This window comes from Planktothrix pseudagardhii (assembly GCF_904830925.1).
In the GTDB taxonomy this organism is placed as follows: Bacteria; Cyanobacteriota; Cyanobacteriia; order Cyanobacteriales; family Microcoleaceae; genus Planktothrix; species Planktothrix tepida.
Window position 1 is genome coordinate 5,993,222 of record NZ_LR882967.1, and the last position, 21,121, is coordinate 6,014,342.

The 21,121-nt window shown below is 39.2% G+C and carries 22 protein-coding genes and 1 tRNA gene; 14 read left to right on the plus strand and 9 right to left on the minus strand.

The genetic code is table 11. The features are described from left to right. Positions 1 to 70 precede the first annotated feature (70 nt). Positions 71 to 3,727 carry a chromosome segregation protein SMC gene (gene smc / locus NMK36_RS25965; protein ID WP_254174972.1) on the minus strand — a complete coding sequence of 1,219 codons (3,657 nt, stop codon included), beginning with the start codon at positions 3,725 to 3,727 and terminating at the stop codon, positions 71 to 73. A gap of 254 nt (positions 3,728 to 3,981) precedes the next feature. On the opposite strand from smc, the gene NMK36_RS25970 reads away from it, so the two are divergent. The 4 genes from NMK36_RS25970 (at position 3,982) to glyQ (ending at position 6,756) form a co-directional block, all read left to right on the plus strand. Next, positions 3,982 to 4,341, plus strand: coding sequence for a hypothetical protein (locus NMK36_RS25970; RefSeq protein ID WP_072717828.1), 360 nt, complete (start codon positions 3,982 to 3,984; stop codon positions 4,339 to 4,341). Between the two features lie 181 nt (positions 4,342 to 4,522). Further along, complete coding sequence (locus tag NMK36_RS25975) at positions 4,523 to 4,981, plus strand: DUF29 domain-containing protein (RefSeq protein ID WP_072722828.1); 459 nt, start codon at positions 4,523 to 4,525, stop codon at positions 4,979 to 4,981. A gap of 105 nt (positions 4,982 to 5,086) precedes the next feature. Then, positions 5,087 to 5,545, plus strand: coding sequence for a DUF29 domain-containing protein (locus NMK36_RS25980; RefSeq protein ID WP_254174973.1), 459 nt, complete (start codon positions 5,087 to 5,089; stop codon positions 5,543 to 5,545). A 344-nt stretch (positions 5,546 to 5,889) separates the two neighbouring features. Continuing rightward, positions 5,890 to 6,756 (plus strand): glycine--tRNA ligase subunit alpha, encoded by an 867-nt coding sequence (glyQ, locus tag NMK36_RS25985; RefSeq protein ID WP_072718671.1) that lies wholly within the window; start codon positions 5,890 to 5,892, stop codon positions 6,754 to 6,756. A 45-nt stretch (positions 6,757 to 6,801) separates the two neighbouring features. On the opposite strand, the gene dnaX is transcribed toward glyQ, so the two are convergent. Continuing rightward, entirely contained in the window at positions 6,802 to 9,234 is a 2,433-nt protein-coding gene (gene dnaX, locus NMK36_RS25990) for a DNA polymerase III subunit gamma/tau (RefSeq protein ID WP_254174974.1), read from the minus strand. A gap of 515 nt (positions 9,235 to 9,749) precedes the next feature. On the opposite strand from dnaX, the gene NMK36_RS25995 reads away from it, so the two are divergent. Next, positions 9,750 to 10,634, plus strand: coding sequence for a hypothetical protein (locus NMK36_RS25995; RefSeq protein WP_254174975.1), 885 nt, complete (start codon positions 9,750 to 9,752; stop codon positions 10,632 to 10,634). A gap of 66 nt (positions 10,635 to 10,700) precedes the next feature. Here NMK36_RS25995 and NMK36_RS26000 read toward each other — a convergent pair whose 3' ends face one another. After that, positions 10,701 to 11,441: a phycocyanobilin:ferredoxin oxidoreductase gene (locus tag NMK36_RS26000; protein WP_254174976.1), complete on the minus strand. Its 741-nt coding sequence runs from the start codon at positions 11,439 to 11,441 to the stop codon at positions 10,701 to 10,703. A 94-nt stretch (positions 11,442 to 11,535) separates the two neighbouring features. On the opposite strand from NMK36_RS26000, the gene NMK36_RS26005 reads away from it, so the two are divergent. Beyond that, positions 11,536 to 11,730 carry a Sec-independent protein translocase subunit TatA/TatB gene (locus tag NMK36_RS26005; RefSeq protein ID WP_190522680.1) on the plus strand — a complete coding sequence of 65 codons (195 nt, stop codon included), beginning with the start codon at positions 11,536 to 11,538 and terminating at the stop codon, positions 11,728 to 11,730. A 107-nt stretch (positions 11,731 to 11,837) separates the two neighbouring features. Here NMK36_RS26005 and NMK36_RS26010 read toward each other — a convergent pair whose 3' ends face one another. Then, positions 11,838 to 13,385, minus strand: a complete 1,548-nt coding sequence (locus NMK36_RS26010; protein WP_254174977.1) for a tetratricopeptide repeat-containing S1 family peptidase — start codon at positions 13,383 to 13,385, stop codon at positions 11,838 to 11,840. A 237-nt stretch (positions 13,386 to 13,622) separates the two neighbouring features. Between NMK36_RS26010 and hisF the strand changes: the two genes are divergently transcribed. Both hisF and NMK36_RS26020 read left to right on the plus strand, forming a co-directional pair. Next, positions 13,623 to 14,402: an imidazole glycerol phosphate synthase subunit HisF gene (hisF, locus tag NMK36_RS26015; protein WP_254174978.1), complete on the plus strand. Its 780-nt coding sequence runs from the start codon at positions 13,623 to 13,625 to the stop codon at positions 14,400 to 14,402. 319 nt (positions 14,403 to 14,721) lie between these two features. Further along, positions 14,722 to 14,970: a hypothetical protein gene (locus NMK36_RS26020; protein ID WP_254174979.1), complete on the plus strand. Its 249-nt coding sequence runs from the start codon at positions 14,722 to 14,724 to the stop codon at positions 14,968 to 14,970. Positions 14,971 to 14,996: 26 nt separating this feature from the next. Here the strand turns inward: NMK36_RS26020 and NMK36_RS26025 are convergent, their stop codons facing one another. Both NMK36_RS26025 and NMK36_RS26030 read right to left on the minus strand, forming a co-directional pair. Further along, entirely contained in the window at positions 14,997 to 15,359 is a 363-nt protein-coding gene (locus tag NMK36_RS26025; RefSeq protein WP_190517472.1) for an aspartyl protease, read from the minus strand. Next, positions 15,356 to 15,673, minus strand: coding sequence for a hypothetical protein (locus NMK36_RS26030; protein WP_254174980.1), 318 nt, complete (start codon positions 15,671 to 15,673; stop codon positions 15,356 to 15,358). The genes NMK36_RS26025 and NMK36_RS26030 overlap by 4 nt, the downstream gene beginning before the upstream one ends. A gap of 169 nt (positions 15,674 to 15,842) precedes the next feature. Here NMK36_RS26030 and NMK36_RS26035 point away from each other — a divergent pair, with 169 nt between their 5' ends. From NMK36_RS26035 to NMK36_RS26045, 3 genes are all read left to right on the plus strand, one after another. Continuing rightward, a complete protein-coding gene (locus NMK36_RS26035) occupies positions 15,843 to 16,106 on the plus strand; it encodes a hypothetical protein (protein WP_254174981.1) in 264 nt (87 codons plus the stop codon). After that, positions 16,106 to 16,471 (plus strand): type II toxin-antitoxin system VapC family toxin, encoded by a 366-nt coding sequence (locus tag NMK36_RS26040; protein ID WP_254174982.1) that lies wholly within the window; start codon positions 16,106 to 16,108, stop codon positions 16,469 to 16,471. Before NMK36_RS26035 ends, NMK36_RS26040 begins: the two co-directional genes overlap by 1 nt. A gap of 104 nt (positions 16,472 to 16,575) precedes the next feature. Next, positions 16,576 to 16,902 (plus strand): DUF5615 family PIN-like protein, encoded by a 327-nt coding sequence (locus NMK36_RS26045; RefSeq protein WP_254174983.1) that lies wholly within the window; start codon positions 16,576 to 16,578, stop codon positions 16,900 to 16,902. 9 nt (positions 16,903 to 16,911) lie between these two features. On the opposite strand, the gene NMK36_RS26050 is transcribed toward NMK36_RS26045, so the two are convergent. After that, complete coding sequence (locus NMK36_RS26050; RefSeq protein ID WP_254174984.1) at positions 16,912 to 17,091, minus strand: hypothetical protein; 180 nt, start codon at positions 17,089 to 17,091, stop codon at positions 16,912 to 16,914. Positions 17,092 to 17,327: 236 nt separating this feature from the next. Between NMK36_RS26050 and NMK36_RS26055 the strand changes: the two genes are divergently transcribed. After that, a complete protein-coding gene (locus tag NMK36_RS26055; protein ID WP_254174985.1) occupies positions 17,328 to 17,606 on the plus strand; it encodes a hypothetical protein in 279 nt (92 codons plus the stop codon). Positions 17,607 to 17,734: 128 nt separating this feature from the next. Here NMK36_RS26055 and NMK36_RS26060 read toward each other — a convergent pair whose 3' ends face one another. Beyond that, entirely contained in the window at positions 17,735 to 18,847 is a 1,113-nt protein-coding gene (locus NMK36_RS26060; protein ID WP_254172743.1) for an IS630 family transposase, read from the minus strand. 277 nt (positions 18,848 to 19,124) lie between these two features. On the opposite strand from NMK36_RS26060, the gene NMK36_RS26065 reads away from it, so the two are divergent. Together NMK36_RS26065 and NMK36_RS26070 are read left to right on the plus strand one after the other, a co-directional pair. Further along, entirely contained in the window at positions 19,125 to 19,337 is a 213-nt protein-coding gene (locus tag NMK36_RS26065; RefSeq protein ID WP_072717818.1) for a hypothetical protein, read from the plus strand. A 104-nt stretch (positions 19,338 to 19,441) separates the two neighbouring features. Further along, a tRNA-Ala gene (locus tag NMK36_RS26070) sits at positions 19,442 to 19,514 on the plus strand. Positions 19,515 to 19,518: 4 nt separating this feature from the next. Here the strand turns inward: NMK36_RS26070 and NMK36_RS26075 are convergent. Then, positions 19,519 to 21,048: a carboxypeptidase M32 gene (locus tag NMK36_RS26075; protein WP_254174986.1), complete on the minus strand. Its 1,530-nt coding sequence runs from the start codon at positions 21,046 to 21,048 to the stop codon at positions 19,519 to 19,521. Positions 21,049 to 21,121 lie beyond the last annotated feature (73 nt).

The following is a 21,121-nucleotide window of genomic DNA, read 5'->3' on the forward strand; positions in this document are numbered from 1 at the left end:
ATCTTGGAAAAAAGAAGAGGAACTGAACTTTTTCAATACCAGGGCCAATTCCTCAACCGTTATACGGGTTTTAAAGTTTAATTCCGAGGACTTGGGTGTAGGCACCTCTGGCTTGGGTAACACCAATAGTTCGTTGAGAAGCTTCCATCATCGGACGGCGTAAACTAACAACAATAAATTGAGCTTGTTCGGTTTGACTTTTAATCATTCTAGCCAATCTTTCCACGTTTGCCCCATCTAAAAACATATCAACTTCATCAAAGGCATAAAACGGGGAAGGACGATATCTTTGTAGAGCAAAAATAAAGCTTAAAGCCGTTAAGGATTTTTCACCTCCTGACATTGAAGTTAACCGTTGAACGGGTTTTCCTTTGGGGTGAGCAATTAAATTTAACCCACTACTAAAGGGGTCTTCTGGGTTATCTATTTCTAAATAACCATCCCCTTCAGACAGTTGAGCAAAAATGGTTTGAAAGTTCTCATTAACCGCATCAAAGGCTTCTTGAAAAGCGCGACGGCGTAAGGTGGTAAAATTCTCAATTCTTAATAATAATTCGGTTCTTTCCCCTTCTAAGGTGGTTAATTTTTGGGTTAATTCTTCTAACCGAGCTTGAGTGCGTTCAAATTCTTCTAACGCTAACATATTTACAGGTTCTAAGGCTTCCATACGTTTTTGCAGCGATCGCAATTCTCGCTGTAAACTAGCTAAATCTAAATTTTGAGGAATATTCGGTAACGGTTCAGGAAGTTCAGTCCGAATAGCGGCAATTTGTTCTAATTTAATCGTTAATTGTTCCCGTCTTCCCTGTTGGGTTTCCTGTAATTTCTCAATTTGCCAATCTAATTGTTGTTTGGCTAACCGCAATTCTCCTAACTGCGTTTCTACCTGATCCCGTTGTTTTTTCTCCTCTCCTAATTTCGCTTCTACTTGGGAAACTTTTACACGGGTTTGTTGAATTTTTTGATGAATTTCTGCCAATTGAATCTTGACAGTTTCTAACTTTTGTGTTAAAGATTTCTGTTCTTGACGAATGGCTTCTAATTTCTGATTTCCCTCTTGAATTTTATCCTGTAAACGGGTTTGTTGATTCTCAATTTCAATTAACCGTTGTTGCACAGTTCTCAGGGCATTTTCCTTTTGTTGTAACTCAGTTTCCTGACTTCTTAATACTCCTTGAAGTTGTTGCCATTCACTATGACTATGGGTGGCTTCTAATTGCGCTAAGACTTCCCGATCTTGTTGTAATTTCGTTTCTAAATTGGGAATTTCTGCCTCTAAATTCTTTAAGCGAATTTGGGCGGTATTCAATTCTTGGGTATTTTTTTCTAATTGCGATCGCAATTGTTCTTGTTGATTTCTTAACGTTTTAATTTCCGACTCTAATAAGGAAACTTGCTGTTGATGATCTCGCAAGGTTTGTCTGACTTCATTGAGTTGTTGCGATCGCAATTTCACCGTTTGACTCGTTTCTTCAATACTGCGGTTACACCGTTCTAAAATGCGTTCAATTTCCTCTAACCGTTCCTTCAATGCCGCAATATTTCTGGCTTCGGCTGACCCTTGATCCGTGCCAAAATGTAAGCTCGACCGAGACGAAACACTTCCCCCCGTCATGGCTCCGGTTGTTTCTAATAATTCCCCTTCTAAAGTTACAATGCGATATTGTCCTAAAAGTTTTCGAGCATTACTTAAATTATTAAAAACTAACGTATTGCCAAAAACATAAGCAAAAATATCTTGATATCGCGGTTCATATTCGATTAAATTCACCGCTAAATCAATTAACCCTGGCAAATTTCGCATCGTGGCTAAATTAGGAAGATTTGAACGATTTCCCTGAATTTTATTTAACGGTAAAAATGTCGCCCGTCCCGCTTGTTGTCGCTTCAAAAATTCAATAGCCGCCGCCGCCACACTATCATCTTCCACCACAATATGACCCAACCTCGCTCCCGCCGCCGTTTCCAAGGCTAACTGATATTGGGGTTCAACTTGTCCCAACTGACACACCAACCCACAAAGCCCGGAAATACCCGACTGAGCAATAATTTTAGTCGCATAACTTCCCGTCGCCTCCTGTTGGGCTTGGTGTTGCGCTTCTAATTTATCCAATTTGCGCTGACGTTCCCGTTGTTCCTGTAACAGACGGGTTTGGGTTTCCTGTTGTACCTGTAAGTTGGTTTCCGCCTCCGTCACCTGTTGAGTTAGAGTCGCCACCTGTTGAGACGTTGCATCCCGTTGAGTGGTAGCACCTTCCAGTGCTATTGTTTTTTGCGATAACTCCTCGCCCAAGGTCGCCAAAGACTGTTGCTGCTCAGAAAGTTGTCGTTGCAACTGTTCAACTCGTTCCCGCAGCCGCGCTTGTTCCGTGCGATGGGGGTCAAGGGTTTTTTGTAAGGTTTCAATTTGTCGGTGCAGTTCCGTTTGTTGCACCATCCAGCTTTCGGCTTGTTGTGCCACCTGAGAGGTCGCCTCCCGACTCCGTTCTACCGTGGCTTGCAGAGTATCCCGTTCCCGTTGTCGTTGACCCAAATTTAAGGTTTCCTGGTCTTTTTCAATAGCTAGAGTATCCAGGGTTTGATATTGTTGACGGAGTTCTTGTTCGGTTTGGTGAATTTGGGTAACGGTTTGTTGCAGGGCGGTTTCCAGTTCCGCAGACCGAGTTTGGAGTTGACGCTGTTGGGCTTCTTCGGTGGCCAAACTCGACTGAAGGGCGATGAGTTCTTCCTCTCCCATCGCCTTAACATGAGCGTTGAGGGCTTCGAGTTGTACCGAGGTGGTGTGAATTTGTTGATCTTTTTGTTGACGTTGTTCGTTGAGTTCCGTTAACGTGCGATCATCGGCTTCTATTTGTTCCCGCAGTCGTCCTTGTTGTTGTTGTAACGTTTGATAATTAAGAACCGTTTCCCACTGACTTTTTTGTTGAAATTCTTCTCGAAGTTGTTGATATTTTTCAGCTTTTGAACGATCCTTATCTAAGCGATCGCGTTGAGCAATTAATTCTTGTTCTACAATACGACTGCGTTCTTCTCGATCCTTAACCGCATCTAATTTTTCCTTAGCTAAGGTAATTTTTCGATCAAAGGAAGCCACCCCCGCCAACTCATCAATAATTTCTCGACGTTCACGGGGTTTCATCGTAATAATACCCGTCACATCTCCTTGTAAAACGACGTTATATCCTTCAGGATATATTCGCAATTTATTCAACTGTTCATGCAGTTCTGTTTGAGTACAAGCTTCCCCATTAATATAATAAGTCGAGGTATAAGTTCCCTGTTTTGTAACCCTTAATTTCCGCGCAACCGTCCATTCTAAATCAACAGGCTCTCCCAGTGGAACAGGCATCTTGCCTGTCTCTGTCTCAATTTCTAATCCCGTTTCTTCCCCTAACTCTTCCATTTCCGAGGATAAACCATTATCCGTCTCATCACTATTTCTTCCCAAAGGTTCGCCGTCATAGTCCGACAAGTCAAACGTCACCGTTACAAGGGTTTCAACGGTAGTTTTACGACTTTGGGCGTTATTCACGAGATCGGGTAAACGTTCCGCCCGCATTCCCTTAGAAGAGGATAACCCCAAAGCAAATAATAACGCATCCAGAATATTCGATTTCCCCGAACCATTCGGCCCAGAAATGACCGTAAAACCCGGTAGTAATGGGACTGCTGTTGTCCCACCAAAGGATTTAAAGTTAGTCAGTTCGACGCGCTTGATATGAACCATTTGGGCGGATGTAAACGAATCATCTTAGTGTGGACAACTCAAGGGGGTAGTTGTCGGAAGAATCAACAATATTATCAGTTTAGCGTTAATCAAGCAAGGATGAGGGCATTTTTCAACTATACCATCTATAAATCGAGAGATGGGTAGCCCAGTTTTTTTAGGGAACAACGAGTTAACATTTATCTAACCCGTCTCAATCAGTTATAAAAATCCATTACAATTGATAACAAGATTTCTAAAAAGTAGGTGATAGGATGTCTCCAATTCTCACTAATCCTCAACCCAGTCAGTCTGAACCGATGACTCAAGCTTACTCTGAAGTGTCGTTTATGGAATTACTAAACGAAATCCAAAAAACGCCTAGAGAATATTGGTTTCATTTGTTCAAAATTCTGCACGCATTTAGAGAAAGTGTTACCCTTAAACCTGAACAGTTAACCTCTGTTGAAAAACAAACTGAATCTGGATCTCAGGAGTCAGAAATTTTAGTTAACCAGCATGAAGCACTTAAGGCATTAACAAAACAATGGATGGAAGAAGGAGACGAAAAAGAACAAACAGAAACTTGGGAATATTTGCGGCAAGCACTGGAAGAAGATTCAGTTAAAATTTGATAAGGGTTGCTCTGAGTCAATTAATTTTACTCGATACCAGAAGAAATCAACGGAAATCAAGTGATTGTTGCCACGACTAATGTTAAACATTTATCATTATTTGTGGATGCTAGAGAATGGCAGTCTATTGAAGTTAGCGATCGCTAATTTATGATATTATTAAATTCAGGAAAAATCAATCATGCAAAGTTTATATGAACAGGATTTCTATGGCTGGACACAAAAGCAAGCTCAGTTACTCCGTGAACAACAATGGCATCACCTGGATCTGAACAATTTAATTGAGGAAATAGAATCTTTGGGAAGACAGGAACGCCAACAATTAAGAAACAGATTGAGTATTTTAATTGCTCATTTATTAAAATGGGAATATCAACCCACAAAACGCAGTCGTAGTTGGTTAGCAACCATTCGAGTACAAAGACGCGATATTTTAAGGTTGCTTAAAGATAATCCTAGCCTTAAACCTTATTTGCCTGAAATTTTACCAGAAACTTATGAAAATGGTCGAGATTTAGCAGCCGCAGAAACGAATTTACCATTTAACCGTTTTCCTGAAAATTGTCCTTATTTAATGGATGACATTTTGAGCGATCGCTTTTACCCAGGAGAACCTAATATTGAGTTAGAGGAAAACTAATTCCCTCCAACTAGATCTCGATGACTCGACCTGCTAAAGTTTAAGAGACAATAGAAAAAAGCGATCGCCAATTTAGGATATTATTAAATTCAGGAAAAATCAATCATGCAAAGTTTATATGAACAGGATTTCTATGGCTGGACACAAAAACAAGCTCAGTTACTCCGTGAACAACAATGGCATCACTTGGATCTGAACAATTTAATTGAGGAAATAGAATCTTTGGGAAGACAAGAACGCCAACAATTAAGAAATAGACTCAGTATTTTAATTGCCCATTTATTAAAATGGGAATATCAACCCACAAAACGTAGTCGTAGTTGGTTAGCAACCATTCGGGTACAACGGATTGATTTAGAGCAATTACTAGAAGATAGTCCGAGTTTAAAACCCTATCTAACAGAAGCGATTCAAAAAGCTTATATTAAAGCTGTAGAATTAGCAGCAAGTGAAACGAATTTACCCTTAAAAACATTTCCGTCTGAATGCCTTTATACTCTTGAACAAGTATTAGATAATCGCTTTTACCCAGGGGAACCGAGTATTGAATTAGAGGAAAACTAATTCCCCCAATAAATCTCAATAACTCGACCTGCTAAAGTTTGAGATACAAGCAGCCGCAGTAGTACCAGAAACCGGGTTTCTGAAACTATTTTAATTTGTAGTAATTAATATAAAGGAGAAACCCGGTTTCTAAGATTTAATATCGTGATAGAATAAATCAGGGAAATACGAGGAGATTAATACTAAATGGAAAATACAGGGGTATTAGATGCAGTCATGGGAGGAATGGCGATCGCAATTGTGATCGGAGGGTTAATCATGCTATTTAAAGGCATTTCATCGATGCCTAAAAACTAATGGTAAAATTGATTAACGTTAAACCCATTAGAAAAATATTGCGTCCCGTGAATTTTCAATCAATTATTGCCACCCTGAATCAATTTTGGAGCGATCGCGGCTGTTTGATTGCTCAACCCTATGATACCGAAAAAGGGGCGGGAACAATGAATCCCCATACCTTTTTACGCGCTATTGGCCCCGAACCTTGGTCTGTCGCCTATGTCGAACCTTGTCGCCGCCCCACCGATGGCCGTTATGGAGAAAACCCCAACCGTTTTCAACATTATTATCAATATCAAGTCTTAATTAAACCGTCTCCTGATAATATTCAAGAGATGTATTTAGACTCCTTGAGACTATTAGGAATTAACCCCGAAGATCATGATATTCGTTTTGTAGAAGATAACTGGGAATCTCCCACATTAGGTGCTTGGGGTGTGGGCTGGGAAGTGTGGTTAGATGGGATGGAAATTACTCAATTTACCTATTTTCAACAATGTGGTAGTCTTGATTGTCGTCCCGTTTCCATTGAGATTACTTATGGCTTAGAACGTTTGGCAATGTATCTGCAAAATGTCGATGCCATGACTAAAATTTCTTGGACAGATACTATTAATTATGGCGACGTTCACTTACAGGGAGAAATTGAACAATGCACCTATAATTTTGAAGCCTCTAACCCAGAATTCTTGTTTACCTTATTTGGATTATATGAACAGGAAGCCGAACAATTAATCGAAAAAGGGTTAGTTTTACCGAGTTTAGATTATGTTCTCAAATGTTCCCATAGCTTTAATTTATTGGATGCTAGGGGGGTAATTGCGGTTACAGAACGGACTCGTTATATTGGTAGAATTCGTAATTTAGCCAGACGAGTCGCCCAACGTTATTTAGAACAGCGAGAACTCTTAAATTACCCCTTAAAAAAATAGCCTCAAGTCGGGTGCGTAAGCTCAGAGTACGCACCGCTTCATTGATTAAAAATCATCATAATTGTCTTCCTCGATCTCATCAAGTTCTATAAAATTATCATCCTCACTGCTGTCAATAATATCATCCTTTTGGCTTAATAAAATAGCTGTTTTAGAAGTTTGTTTTTCTCCTAAATCAATCATTTGACCTTTGAAAAATTCAGCTAATTTCTGAGAAGCCATCATAACAGCTTCAGCATCCATTTCTTCAGGAGTTAATTCAACTTTTTCAAGTGGAACAGGCATCTTGCCTGTTTCCATTTCCGGTTTCACCTGATCTATTTGATCAGATTCTCGAATATCCTGATCAGGAGATGAAGAAATTTGGTGTTGTTCTTGATGATTAATTGAAGAATTTGGTGATATTTCTGGAGAAGAAACCTTAGAATTCTCCACCGGGGAATAAGAAGGAGATGGGGGAGTGACTTCTTGTACGCGATAAGCAGACGTTCCTCCTCCGGTATCAAAATTAATTTTAACCGGATGACCAAAAACCTGTTGAAATGCTTTTTCTAAACTGGATAATTTTTGTTTAGTCTGTGCCATTTTTAATAAAGTTGAAGAAGCCATTTTAATCATAGCAACTCCAGCATTATATTGAATTAAACGACCTTGTTGACGGAACATTTGTTGGGTTCCGAAAGGTTGAACATAAGCTAATACTTGCTGCCAAATTTGCTCTATATTACCATCAATAACAATCGGAGGTTCTGCGGGAGTTGGCGGAATTTCAGATTTAACTTGAGGTTGAGGTTCTGGGTTAGGTGTCGGTTGATAGACAGGAACATTAACGGGGTTTTGGGGAGGAGATAAAGGTTCTGAACGTTGTACATATTGAGGTGGAGTTTGAACCGTTGTTTGAGGGTTTTGAACAACAGAAACCGTTTGGGTGACAACGGATTTTTGTAACGCTGCGGGAAGTAACCCTAATAAGGTAATTTCTAACCATAAACGCGGTTGAGTGGTATGTTTAATTTGAGCTTCACTTTCCCGCAAATGCTTCTGACCTGCTAAAATAATGGTATGATCCCAATGTTGAGAAAATTGACATAATTTTTCCCAAGTGGGTTGAGTTAAGGCAACTAAATCTGGACGATCTGGTGCGCTTTTAGCAATTAATAAATCTCGATAAAATCCGGCTAAATTTTGCAGAACAATTAAAGGTTCCCGTCCTCGGTTGAGAAGCTGACGAATACAGTCTAAAATAATCGCTGTATCTCCTGAGTTAATAGCTTCTAATAAACTGATTAAATCTCGTTCAGGAACTGCCCCCACTAAATCCCAAACTTTTTCAACGGTAATTTCACCGGATAATAAACTTAATTGATCAAGTAAACTTTCTGCATCCCTTAACCCCCCTTGGGCAATTTGAGCCACCATAAAAATAGCATCATCAGCAATATTAATATTTTCCTGTTGGGCAATATACTGTAAATGTTTCACCATTGAATCTAACGGAATTCGTCGAAAATCAAACCGTTGACATCGGGAAATAATAGTCGGTAATACCCGTTGTGGATCGGTAGTTGCTAAGACAAATACAACTCGATCTGGAGGTTCTTCTAAGGTTTTTAATAAAGCGTTAAATGCTGCCGTACTTAACATATGGCAGTTATGAACTAAAAGTCCATTAGCGACGAAATTATGATGATCTTCTACTTCAATATCATAAACTTTAGTGATTTCTCCGACCTGAACAGATACCACTGTTTCTAAACTTGTATTCCATTGACGGAATTGAATACTGTTCAAATTTTTCTCCGCACCCACATTCACAGGGGATAAGATCTTCATTCCTTCTCTGACGTTTTTGGCTTCTATCCATCCTGTTTCTGTTCTCAATAAATGATTACCTGTACATCTAATTTCGCAATTATTCGTTTTAATAATTAGGGTGGAACGTTCTCCTTGATCTAACCATCGAAGAACTTTTTTATATTCCCAAATTTCTTGATCTTCATTATAACTTAAAACTTCTTTTCCTTTCAATTGGGGCTGATCAATTCGGATTAGTCCGTCACGGGTTTGAACTAAACTATCTCCCGTTAAACATTCATCGACAACATACACTTTATACCGACATTGAACGGGGGCAAATTGCGATCGCTCAATTAATTCTCGAATATTATCAACTCCGGTATTACTCGCCGCGTCAATTTCAATGACATCTAAAGTAGACCCATTGGTAATACCTTTACAAACATCACAAACACCGCAAGGGGTGGCCGTCGGCTTCCCAGTGGCCAAACAATTTAAAGATTTGGCTAAAATTCTCGCGCTAGAGGTTTTTCCCGTTCCTCTTGGCCCGGTGAAGAGATAGGCGGGAGCGATGCGTTGAGATTCGATCGCATTGGTGAGGGTAGTTGCGATCGCTTCTTGTCCGACTAAATGGGCAAAGGTTTGGGGCCGATATTTGTGATGTAGGGGCTCGTAACTCACAACGTAACACCAAAATCAAGGGAACAGGAAACACTCTTAGCTCGAATTGCAGTAGAGTAGAAAGATAAACTGGGCTTGTAATGTAGCATAAAAACTTAAAGATGACCGTATTGCTGAGAGGGAATTGTCTAGCATCACTGTTTAGGATCGAATCAGTACAATTTTACCCATTGAACTGACCTGAACCATTCACTGAATTTTACCCAAATCCTAGGCAATGTAAGTGAATTTTTGATAACTTAGAGTTAAGTAGGGTCATCTTGGCAAGATCAGGGAGTTAATGGGGTTTCTCTTAATAGCCTGATCGGAAATTTATCAAACTGAAAAGGATGTAATTTCGGACTGACATTATAAGGAGAAAAACACTGACGATTTCCAAGCAATAAATTCAGAACATTAAAAAACTACAGAGCCAGGATTTTTGCCCTGTTTTTATTTTAACGTATTCTGAATCCGTTGAAACCTTGTAACCCCAAATTGAGTAAATTAAGTATACAGCTTAATCATTATAACGTATGTCTAATCAACTGATCAGTGTTCAGCCTTGGCTGGCGGCAACTCCTCCTAAACCCCATACCGCTATCACCACCAAACTGGGTAGTGATGTAATTTGGATGGGTGCGTCTGGTGTTTTGTTGTTGTTACTGTTAGGAAGTATCATTTTTTTTCAACTCAAAACTCGTTCCCTGGACAAACAATTAAAAACCGAACTGTTTAGGAATAAAGAACTCCAAAAAAAATATAAATTGGCTGTAGGGACAATTGCCAAAATGGAGAAAAATCCCGATTTAATTCATTCACGGGAATTTAACTTAGATTATTTGAGAATGCGGATGGCTGAGGATGTTTTCCACTACGCCATTATCGTTCAAATTAAGATGAAAGTTAAACAACAAATTTCCATCGCCCTGCGTCCAACACAAGCTGCTGTTGGGGAACAAAGTAATGCAGGAACAGCCCGCCAAGTCGATTCTATCTTTGATGTTGAATATGAAACAGGTATTGCTGGAGATACTAAAAAACGGGTGTTATTTCGTATCCAAATTCGCCTAATGAAATTACCCACTCAATCCACATCAACAACCATAAATGAAATTATTGATTGTTTGGAAACCTATTTAAGTCCTACCGATGAACATGATAATTGGCAACCCACCATCCAAGGACGTATTGTTCATATTGAATGGGATCAAAAAGCAAAACCGACTCCCTTGTTAGTCTTAGAACAATCCAATGAAGGGGTGAATGTTACCTTCCGCACAACTCGACCTGGAGGAGTTAAAGCCTCACCCCATGATATGGATTCTGGAGATCTCAGCCAAGGTAGAACTCAAGGCAAAACTCAAGGTAAAACCCAAGGTAAAAAACGCAATAAATCAGAAGTTACAAAATCGAATTAACAACTGGAAGTAGATTCACCCAGGCAAACTGAACTGAACTAAACAAGGGAATTATTTTTTAAGCCGTTAGGTTTCTACACAATCAAACAAAACCGTTGTCATATAATAATTTGCCCAGTTTTGACCAAAGGCTTTTTCCAGGACACGGCGAGTTTTATCGTTTTGTTGTTGTTGTGTACAATAATGCTTTTGACCCGCAATCATTTCCAATTTTTGTTCTTCGGAAATAGGAGATTGAGCGATCGCATATTCACAATGAATTTTCAAATATTGGGTGACGACTTGTAAAAATTGGGCTTCTTCTTCCGGTGTTGTGGGTCGAACAAATAAACAAAATTCTGAAAAAATTTCTCCCCAAGTCGGAACTTCACGGGGATGGGAAAAATGTTGTTGGGGTTGCGGTTGTAATTGTTGTTGATAAGATAACGGTAAACTCCGGTCTAAATGGGTTGGGGATAAATCCACAATGGCGGCACTAATTTGCCCCCGTCCCCCGACTAAATCAGCCCCAAACATAGGAATATCATATTCCACTCTGGGAAACATCACACAATGAAGAATATCCAGGGTTTCGCCAACTCTAGCTAATTCTAAATGCAGCTTACGAAAGTGTTGGGTTTGATAGCATCTATTCTCAATAATAAGTTTTTCCCCTTCTAGGCGACCTTCCACATACCCTAAATCTTCTGGGAGATGGTAAGGTTCTAAATCCAAATATTGACTCCAACTCACTTCAATTTGGTTGGCGAGTTGGCGGATGAGGGAGTGTTGTTGTTCTCGAATGGAAACAGCAGAAGTATTGACCATTATAGGATTTTACCCATGACAAGTTTATATTTAAGAATATCAGTTTAGGATATAGTTTGACTCAGTAGGCTGGCAGAACAAGGAGTTTAACATTATGTTTGGTTTAGGATGGCCGGAAATCGCAATTATTTTAGTCGTGGCGCTCTTAATTTTTGGCCCGAAGAAAATACCTGAAATTGGAAAAAGTTTAGGTCAAAGTCTACGAGGGTTTAAAGATGAACTCTCTAACCCCTCCGATGGGTCTGAGTCTATCTCGGAAGAGACTGAACAAAATTCCCATAAATCTTGATCAGTTCGGTGTCCAGTGTCGGATATGGCGTTAATTATTTTTATCTTTATTTTTGATTAGGCGCACTATTCCGACCGGGGTAATTTTGACTAAATTAGGTTCACATTTTAACGACGGGGTGAACTTAAGGAACGAATAAAATTAAGAATTTCTCGATCACGGGGTTTAAATCTTAAGGCAGTTAATGCTGAAGTCCTAGCTTGTTGATATTCCTTCATTTTAGCTAGAATTTGAGCTTTTAAGATCCACAATTGAGGATTTTCTGAATTTAAAGCTAAAGCCTTTTCAGCCGAATTTAACGCTTGAGAATAAAGTTGTAATTTGAATAAGATTTCGCCCCGTAGCTGCCAAATTTTTTCTTGTTGGTTATCTAATTTTAAGGCTTGGTCAAAAGATAGAATTGCTTCTTCATAATTTTTTAATTGCTCATAAGCCATGCCTCGATTTGTCCAAGCTTCAACAAAATCTGGTTTTAAATTTACAACTTGCTCATAGGATTTAATCGCCTGTTCATATTGTTTTAAATGGTTCATCAATAAATTTCCCCGCAGATACCAAATTTGATAATCATCGGGTTTAATCCTAATCGCTATATTCCAGGCTAATAACGCATCTTCATACTGTTGTAATTTAATTAAAATTTTACCTTTTTCTCGCCAAGCTAAATAAAAATCGGGCTGAATTTGTGTTGTCCGAGAATAAGCTTCAATTGCTTCTGAATACTGCTTTAATTGTGCTAAAGCATTACCCCGTCCGTACCACGCGGGATAAAAATTAGACTGAATTTTGAGGGCTTGATCAAAAGCATTTAACGCCTGATGCCATTGTTCTAATCTGTAGAATTGATTTCCCCGATTTGACCACTCTAACGCCGTTGATTCTCCCCCTAATTCCGGGGCTTTTAAAACTTGATCAATCGATTGTAATTCCGTTGCTTTTAGGGGTGAAGGAGGTTGGCGAGTGACGTTTAAATTTAACCCAATTCCTGATTGTAAAAACTTCTGAATGGGAATTCCCGCACTATATCCTAAAGTAACACGGGAAACTGATCCGAATTCGGGATTTTCAAAGATTTGTCCTTCGGATTTTCCATGAATTCCAATCACCCGACCATCACTATCTAAAATGGGTGAGCCACTCATTCCCACTTGTGTCCGATTCGTATAAAATAAATCATATCCTCTGGTAAAGGGTTCTTTAATTAAGGTAGCTTTTTCCGCTTCACTCATTAATATTCCGGCTGTAAATAGTCGTCTGCGGTCAGCAAGCGGTAATTTAGAATCCGGCCATCCTGAAATAAAAATATATTGAGCTTGCCGCTCATAATCATAATCCGCTAGATGGGCGATCGCATAAATTTTATCACTGGTAAAAGACAAAATTGCTAAATCAATTCCCGGTAATTTAATCACTTGATTATAATCAATGGGATACTGTTCTCCATCAACGGTGATAACGGTATATTCATCAGGCGTTTTAACAACATGATTCGCCGTTAATACAGAATAAGTATTGTTATTTTTGGCAATAATTACTCCCGATCCTGAATTTACCCCTTCAATTAATACTGTAATCGGTTGACTAATACGGTTGATTTCTTGAGCGGTTAATGCTATTGTTTTTGAATTAAAAATTAAAATCAATGTCAAGCTCATTATTGTGAAAAATCCTAGTTTAAAAACCCGATAACAAATGAATTGAGAACCCATTTTTGATCTTCCTAATTTCTTCTGAATGATGACTGCTTATTACTTCCAGTAACTTCCGATTCATCCGGTTCCGGTTTCTCATTCCCCCCAAAACTGGAAAGCGTTTCCTGGCTAAAATTGCTATAAACTGAAACAAGGGATTTTTACCCTAAATTTTGGTGTCCCAATGCACAAAGCGTAATTATGCTTGCGAAACGAATTTTGCCTTGTTTGGATGTTAAAGCGGGTCGAGTGGTGAAGGGGGTGAATTTTGTTGATTTGAAAGATGCTGGTGATCCGGTGGAACTCGCAGCGGCTTATAACGACGCAGGGGCGGATGAATTAGTTTTTCTGGATATTACGGCGACCCATGAAGACCGAGATATTATTTTTGATGTGGTCTATCGCACGGCGGAACAAGTGTTTATTCCCTTAACCGTCGGGGGGGGAATTCAAAACTTAGAAATGATTAAAAATTTGTTAAGAGCCGGGGCTGATAAAGTTAGTATTAATTCGGCGGCGGTTCGTGATCCTGACTTGATTAATCGAGCCAGCGATCGCTTTGGGGTACAGTGTATTGTGGTAGCAATTGATGCTCGTCGTCGGACTGATCCCGATAATCCGGGTTGGGATGTTTATGTCCGAGGCGGTCGGGAAAATACGGGAATTGATGCTCTCAAATGGGCTGAAGAAGTCACCAAACGCGGCGCTGGGGAATTGTTAGTTACGAGTATGGATGCAGATGGAACCCAGGCGGGATATGACTTAGAATTAACTCGAAAAATTGCTGAATCTGTGGAAATTCCGGTGATTGCATCAGGGGGTGCGGGTACTTGTCATCATATCTATGAAGCGTTAACCCAGGGAAAAGCGGAAGCAGCTTTGTTAGCGTCGTTATTGCATTATGGTCAATTACGGATGGAAGAAATTAAAACCTATTTAGCAGAACATCACGTTCCGGTTAGAAATCCTCAAATTTCCTAGATCCTCAAGAAACCGGGTTTCTGTAGGGCGATCGCAAAAACTCAAGAAACCGGGTTTCTAATTCAATAATTGTATCAAATCCAGATAGTTTCAGAAACTCGGTTTCTGTGGGGCGATCACTAATATCCAACACCTCATCAATTGTTATTTAGGTTATTTCCCTATTGCAATAATAACATCAACATCTGTCCACAACAGTCCTCAATCTGCACAAGTCACCCAACAACCCCACCCAACCCTAACTCAATCGCAGTCTTCGCTTCTGTCCATCCTAAATTGCTATAATAACAATCAGCCCAAAAATCTCAATATTAAGATAATGTCTACTTATAGCGAGGTACTGAGTCAGGCTCAAAATCTCACTCCTGACGAGCAACAAAAACTTTTAGAAGTATTGTCAGCATTGATGCGTGATCGGGTAACAACCCAGACTCAGGGTAGCCGTGAAAGATTACCCGGAAAAAATTTAAAGAGATGGCGCGGTTTTTTGCCGTATCGTTTGGATGCTTTGGAATTCCAGTTGCAAATTAGAGAAGAATGGGATGGGAGAATTTTTGAGGCTTTTTAACTGCGTATTATTGACAGAATCAGTTATTACCCCAATGTGAGAACTCCAGCCAAAAAATTCACCGCTAACGGCAAGATTGTTAACCATCTCGAACCGAGTAAAACTTCGGGAATCTCATCACCTGCAAAAACTGGGATATCGAATTCTTGTTCACCTAATAGTATTTTGCCAGCATAAACATCAAAAGTGCTTTCTCCTTGTGCTGTGATCATTTCATTTTGCCGGACGAATTGCCAATCCAGACCCTCTAAATCTTGTTTATTAATTGCCAGAAATTCTGTAAATCCCGTATCTAGCATTGCCTCCACAGTTAGATTTAAGCCATCAGCAGCAATCAAATCAATTTCAAAAAACAGTTCACCCCTACTTCCAAAAGTACCCTGAATCATATTTTGCCAGTAGCTCCACTTTCATTTAAGCAAAACATACAGTGTACGGCATCAGGGTGTTTATGACGTGCTTCTTGACTAGCTACTTCTTGATCTTGGTTAATGAAATAATCGCCGCTGTCAGGTTCAATGGCAATATACCAGCCATAGTGTTCTGCGATGAGAGCGGGGCGAACTTGCTCAAAAATTGCTCGACAACGCTTATGAAATACTTCGCGTTCAGCTTTGCGTCGAGCTAGTGCTTCGGGTGATAATGTATGTTCTGGGAATATTCTGCCGCGAGGTGGGCTTTTTTTTGGTAGTGATTGAGTCATGGAGTTAAATCTTGTGATTTATACCCCCTAAATATTAACATACTTTTGCTTAGTTATTGGTGCGATCGCATTTTGGAGAAGATAGAAATGTGCGATCGCCGTTTGGGGAAGAAAGGGACGAAACAGTCATTCAAGGGTTAGAATAGTAAAAAAATAGTTGAGAGATGGTATGCAGAGAATATATGAGGCTATATTGAAGGGAAACCTTTTAGAATGGACGCGGGAGGTTCCCAAACAGAGCGATCTCCCTGTCAGAGTTTACGTTACTTTACAAGCAGATCGATCAAGTCTAAGTGCTGAGTTTCGCCGCCAAAAAACAGTTGAAATATTAGAAAAAATTGCAGCAAGTAATGTCTGTGCTGATATTAGCGATCCGATGAAATGGCAGCGAGAGTTACGTCAAGATCGTCCACTTCCAGGTAGGGATGGATAATGCTACTTGATAGTAATATTATTATCTACGCTTCCCAACTGGAAAACGCACAGATTAGGCAGTTTATTGGCGAACATGACATAGTTGTATCGGCAATAAGTTACGTTGAAGTGTTAGGTTATCATCGACTAACTGAAGATTATAGATTGTATTTTGAGGAATTTTTTGGTGTTGTGGAGGTTTTACCGATTTCTAACGCTGTACTTGATCGGGCAGTGGCGTTGCGACAGATGAGGAGAATGACTCTTGGGGATGCTATTATGGCGGCAACAGCTTTGGTATATGGCAAAACTTTAGTTACAAGAAATATAGACGATTTTCGGTGGATCGCTGAACTCACATTGATTAACCCATTTGAGACTTAAGCAAAGATGGGCGATCGCAATTCGGAAAATGAAGGCTGATCCCATTTTCCTCTATATTAAATTGCTATAATAACAATCAACCTAAAAATATTAATCAAGAATTTATGTCTACTTACAACGCAGTATTGACTCAAGTTCTAAGACTTTCACCAGATGAGCAACTGCAACTCATTTCTGAATTATTAGTATATGTTCGTCACCGATTTCAGCCTAAACCCAAGCGGAGTATTTTAGAATTAGAAGGATTGGGTGAGGAAATTTGGCGTGGGATTGATGCTCAAGAATATGTGAATCACGAACGAATGGGTTTAGCTCAAGCAAGTTATGAAGAAATACCGACAGTATCGCAAGCAGAAAATCGCATCCTGATTACGCGAGACAGAGATTACGGAAATCTAAACTATCATAAAAATAATGATAGTGTACATTAATTCCTACTTTTATTTTTGAGGAGTCTCTTGATCAATAAAAATTTTAATTGCTAGTTCTCCTACCGCCTTAGTTGCCACAGTATTATTTGCTACGGAAATTACACTACCAACGCCAGGTATAAGTTTAGCAAATTCTCCAGTCAGTGTAGTTAATCCCCAATTAGTGTATGCGATTTTTATTGGAGACACAAGAGCGGGGAAAAATAACTTGTTTTACTTTAAATCCGGTGGTGGCGCAATATGTCAAAGCTAGGCAGCACTAATCTCTCGTTCCCAGGCTCCAGCCTGGGAATGCTATGATTGAGGCTCCGCCTCTATTATTTATTGGTGGCAGAGCCACCTTTTGACATTTCTAGGTAGAACCTAGAAACGAGGGATTTAGAAATAATGTTAAAATCAAATTGTTACTTAACCGCTAAAATAGAATGAATTCACTAACAGAAGTTGAAGCGGCTATTCAAAAATTATCTGCTATTGAAGTCCGTCAACTGGCAGAATGGTTACAAACTTATCTGAATACTGAAGGGAATACAGAACACGAAGAAGAAACTGAGCAAAAGGTAACTTGTGTTCAAAATCAACAAAATGCTTGGGATGTTTTAGAATCAATAATGGGAACTGTTGAGGCTCCTCCAGATTGGTCAATCAATCACGATCATTACTTATATGGAACAGCAAAACGTTACCCAGATAATTCTCAATGAGCAATTCCCGTTTACTATTAGATACGGTTTTTATTCAAGCCTTATTAAATCCTCCGGTTTCTGTAGGGCGATCGCAAAAACTCAAGAAACCGGGTTTCTAATTCAATTAATGGTAAGCTGTTGTGTATTTAAACTGTGATTATAGCATTACCTTTGTTTTTAAGTTTACGTCCCCATTTAATAGATAACTGTCCTTCATTTAAAAGCTGATGTAATAAACACTCTAGCTCATCAACTGATTTAAAGAGTCGATGAGCTATATATTCTTTAGCTGAATGCCAGACTAATTCAATTAAATTATAATCTGGACTATATGCTGGAAGAAATTCTAAATAGACATTCGGCATTTCTGCTTTAATTTTTTCTAGGTACTCTTCTTTTTTGTGAAAACTTGCATTGTCAAGAATAATCAGGATCTTAGCTCCTTTTTCTACAAATTCTTCTGCTTGATTTCCCGCTAATACCCATTCATAAATTAGCTCTTGATAAAAACTTTTTAACACTTGATAAAAATTATCTGCATTTCCTTTATCCAGAAATTCTACAAATCTTTTTTTATCCGAGTACCTCAATCCTCCCATCACATTAACTCTTCCTTTCCTCCTGTCTCCTCTAATCTGTTTCCTCTTCCCTTTTTTACACCAATTCTTTCTTTTTATCACTCTTAAATTAAATCCACTTTCATCCCAAAACCATACCTGTAATTGTTCTGGACTTTCTTTTGCTATTTTCAAATATTCTTCTATTTTATCTTTAAATAATTTTCTTTTTTCTGGATCTCTTTTCTCTTCTAAGCTATACTTTGCCCACAAATAAACATACTTTTTTTCCTTTAATATCTTTCTCACTTGTGAACTACTTAATTTGATTCCTGTGATTTGTTCTAAATAAGTTGCCAATCTTTCTCCTGTCCATCTCCCAAATTCATATCCTAATTCTTCCGGTTCTTTTTCTACTGTTTCTAATAATATCTCTATATATTTGTCTGTGGCTTTTCTATAATTTCCTTTCATTCTTTCATCTTTTAGGCTTTCTAATTTGTCAGGGTCTCCATGTACACACCAATAACATACTTTGTTTAATGAGCAGCCCAAAAACTTGGCAATTTCACTTTGCTTTTTACCATCATTTAGCAATAATAAAATCAAGATTCTTTCTCGGATTTGTCCATTTTCTTCCTCTTTCAATCTTTTCTGTAGTTTCTCTACTTGCTTTTCATTTAAATGATTTTTAGCAGGCATCTTTTGATTGATTTTTCTAAACTTGGTTTTTCATTATACCCTATTTAGATGCTTAACAGCTTACCATCAGGGTTTCAGGTGAATGCTTATGAGATTACCGTTAAAGGGTGTTGTGATCGGTGTAATTTAGAGCGGGTAGAAGATCAAAATCCGTAAAATTACACAGAGCAAGAGCAGAGAACATTTTGAGGCGATCTGTACTTTTACAGAATCCGTTGTACTCGCATTCTGTTCAGAACACCTGTTAGAATAGAAGAAATGTTACGAAACGTAACTTATGCTGATTCCTATTCTAATAATTGATGTCGCCCTCGTTGCTTGGTCATTACACCTGATGAAACAAGCCGTCGAGTGCAAAGAATTTTCCTTTATGCTGGCTGGTATTTTAGTGGCCTTATCAGCCGCTGCTATGGGGGTTGTGTATTTCCTGATGGGCTCTTGCATTGACCACATTGCCCAAATGTCTCAACACGCTTATTCTTATTTTTAGCGCCGATTCGGAGTGTCCCAGACACCCTTGTCTGACACTCCAAAAAAATTTTTCTAAACCCCTTGACAAACCATCGAATTAACGACTATATTGGAATACTGCAAGGGGTTATAGCTCAGTTGGTAGAGCACCGCAATGGCATTGCGGGGGTCAGGAGTTCGAGTCTCCTTAGCTCCATATTTTATAGTTTGCATTTGTAGAGATATTCATATTTATGACGAATATAGTCCAGAAATGGATCAATCGTTAACGGGGAACCTGTGACCTGTTCAATTAACTCTTGGGTTGTAAATTTACGACCGTGTTGATAAATATTGTGTTGCAACCAGTCTAACAGTCGCTTTACGTTTCCCCGTTCAATTTCAAAGGGAATTTCAGGATCGTTATGAACAACTTTATCATAAATTTGAGCCGCGATTAAATTTCCTAATGTATAACTTTGGAACATTCCGCCAATCAATCCAACATACCAATGCACATCTTGTAAAACCCCCTCAAAATCTGTTTTTGGAATAACGCCTAAATCCTGTCTATATCGTTCATTCCACGCTTCAGGTAAATCAGAAATTGCTAATTTTCCTTCTAACATTGCTAACTCTAAATCGAAGCGAATCATGATGTGTAAATTATAGGTAACTTCATCCGCATCCGTCCGAATTAAAGAAGGTGTAACTTTATTAATGGCTTGATAAAATTGCTGGGTGGTAACTTGTCCTAACTGTCGCATAAATACCCCTTGTAACCGAGGATAAAACCATTCCCAAAATCCACGACTACGACCAATAATATTTTCCCATAAACGGGCTTGACTTTCATGCAAACTAGAGGACGCACCCCCCGCTAAAGGTGTCCCTTCTAACTCTGGAGAAATTCTCTGTTCATAGAGACCATGACCCGCTTCATGAATGGTACTAAATAATGCTTGTTCGAGATGGTGTTCATAAACACGGGTGGTAATTCGGACATCATCAATGGAGAACTTCGTCATAAAGGGATGGAGACTTTTATCTTGTCGTCCCCGTTGTAAGTCATAACCCAAACAGTGAATCACGCCAATTGTAAATTCTAATTGTTCTTTTGAAGAGAAAATTTGATACAAATAAGAATCATTTAAAGGTTGACAAGCTGTAAGGGTTTCTACGATGGGAACTAATTGTTGACGCAAAGGTTCAAACAGCGATCGCACCGTCGCCACCGTCATTCCCTCATCCTGTAAATCAATTAAGGGATCGGCAATATGGTCATACCCTGGAAAACACCGAGCATACTCTTGGCTCAATTCTAGGGTTGTTTGTAAATAAGGCTGAACAATGGCAAAACTTTCGGCTTCCCGTGCTTTTCCCCAAGCATTATAGGTGGCTGATTGATGTTGAGAAATCTCGGCCATGAGTTGCGAGGGAACCCGCACCGCCCGATCATACTCTCGACGGGTGACACGAATTAAACTGGCTTCTAGGGAATCATAACCCAGATGAGTTTCTTCGGTTTGTAAGTCTTCTAATAGTTCTCCCAAAACCGGATCGATCAATTTTTCATGGGCGAGACGGCGTAAGGTTGCCATTTGTCGCCCTCTGGCGATCGCACCACCAGGAGGCATATAGGTTGCTTGATCCCAATGCAATAGGGAAATAGCTGCTTTAATATCGTTAATTTCCGTGAGGCGATTAAGCAGTTCTGTGAATTTAGGGTTTGGGGACAGAGAAGCGGACATGAGGAAACCGATCAATCGGATGTTGTGATTTAAGAACAGCTTAATCGATGTTGGACAGATGTTGATCAATTAA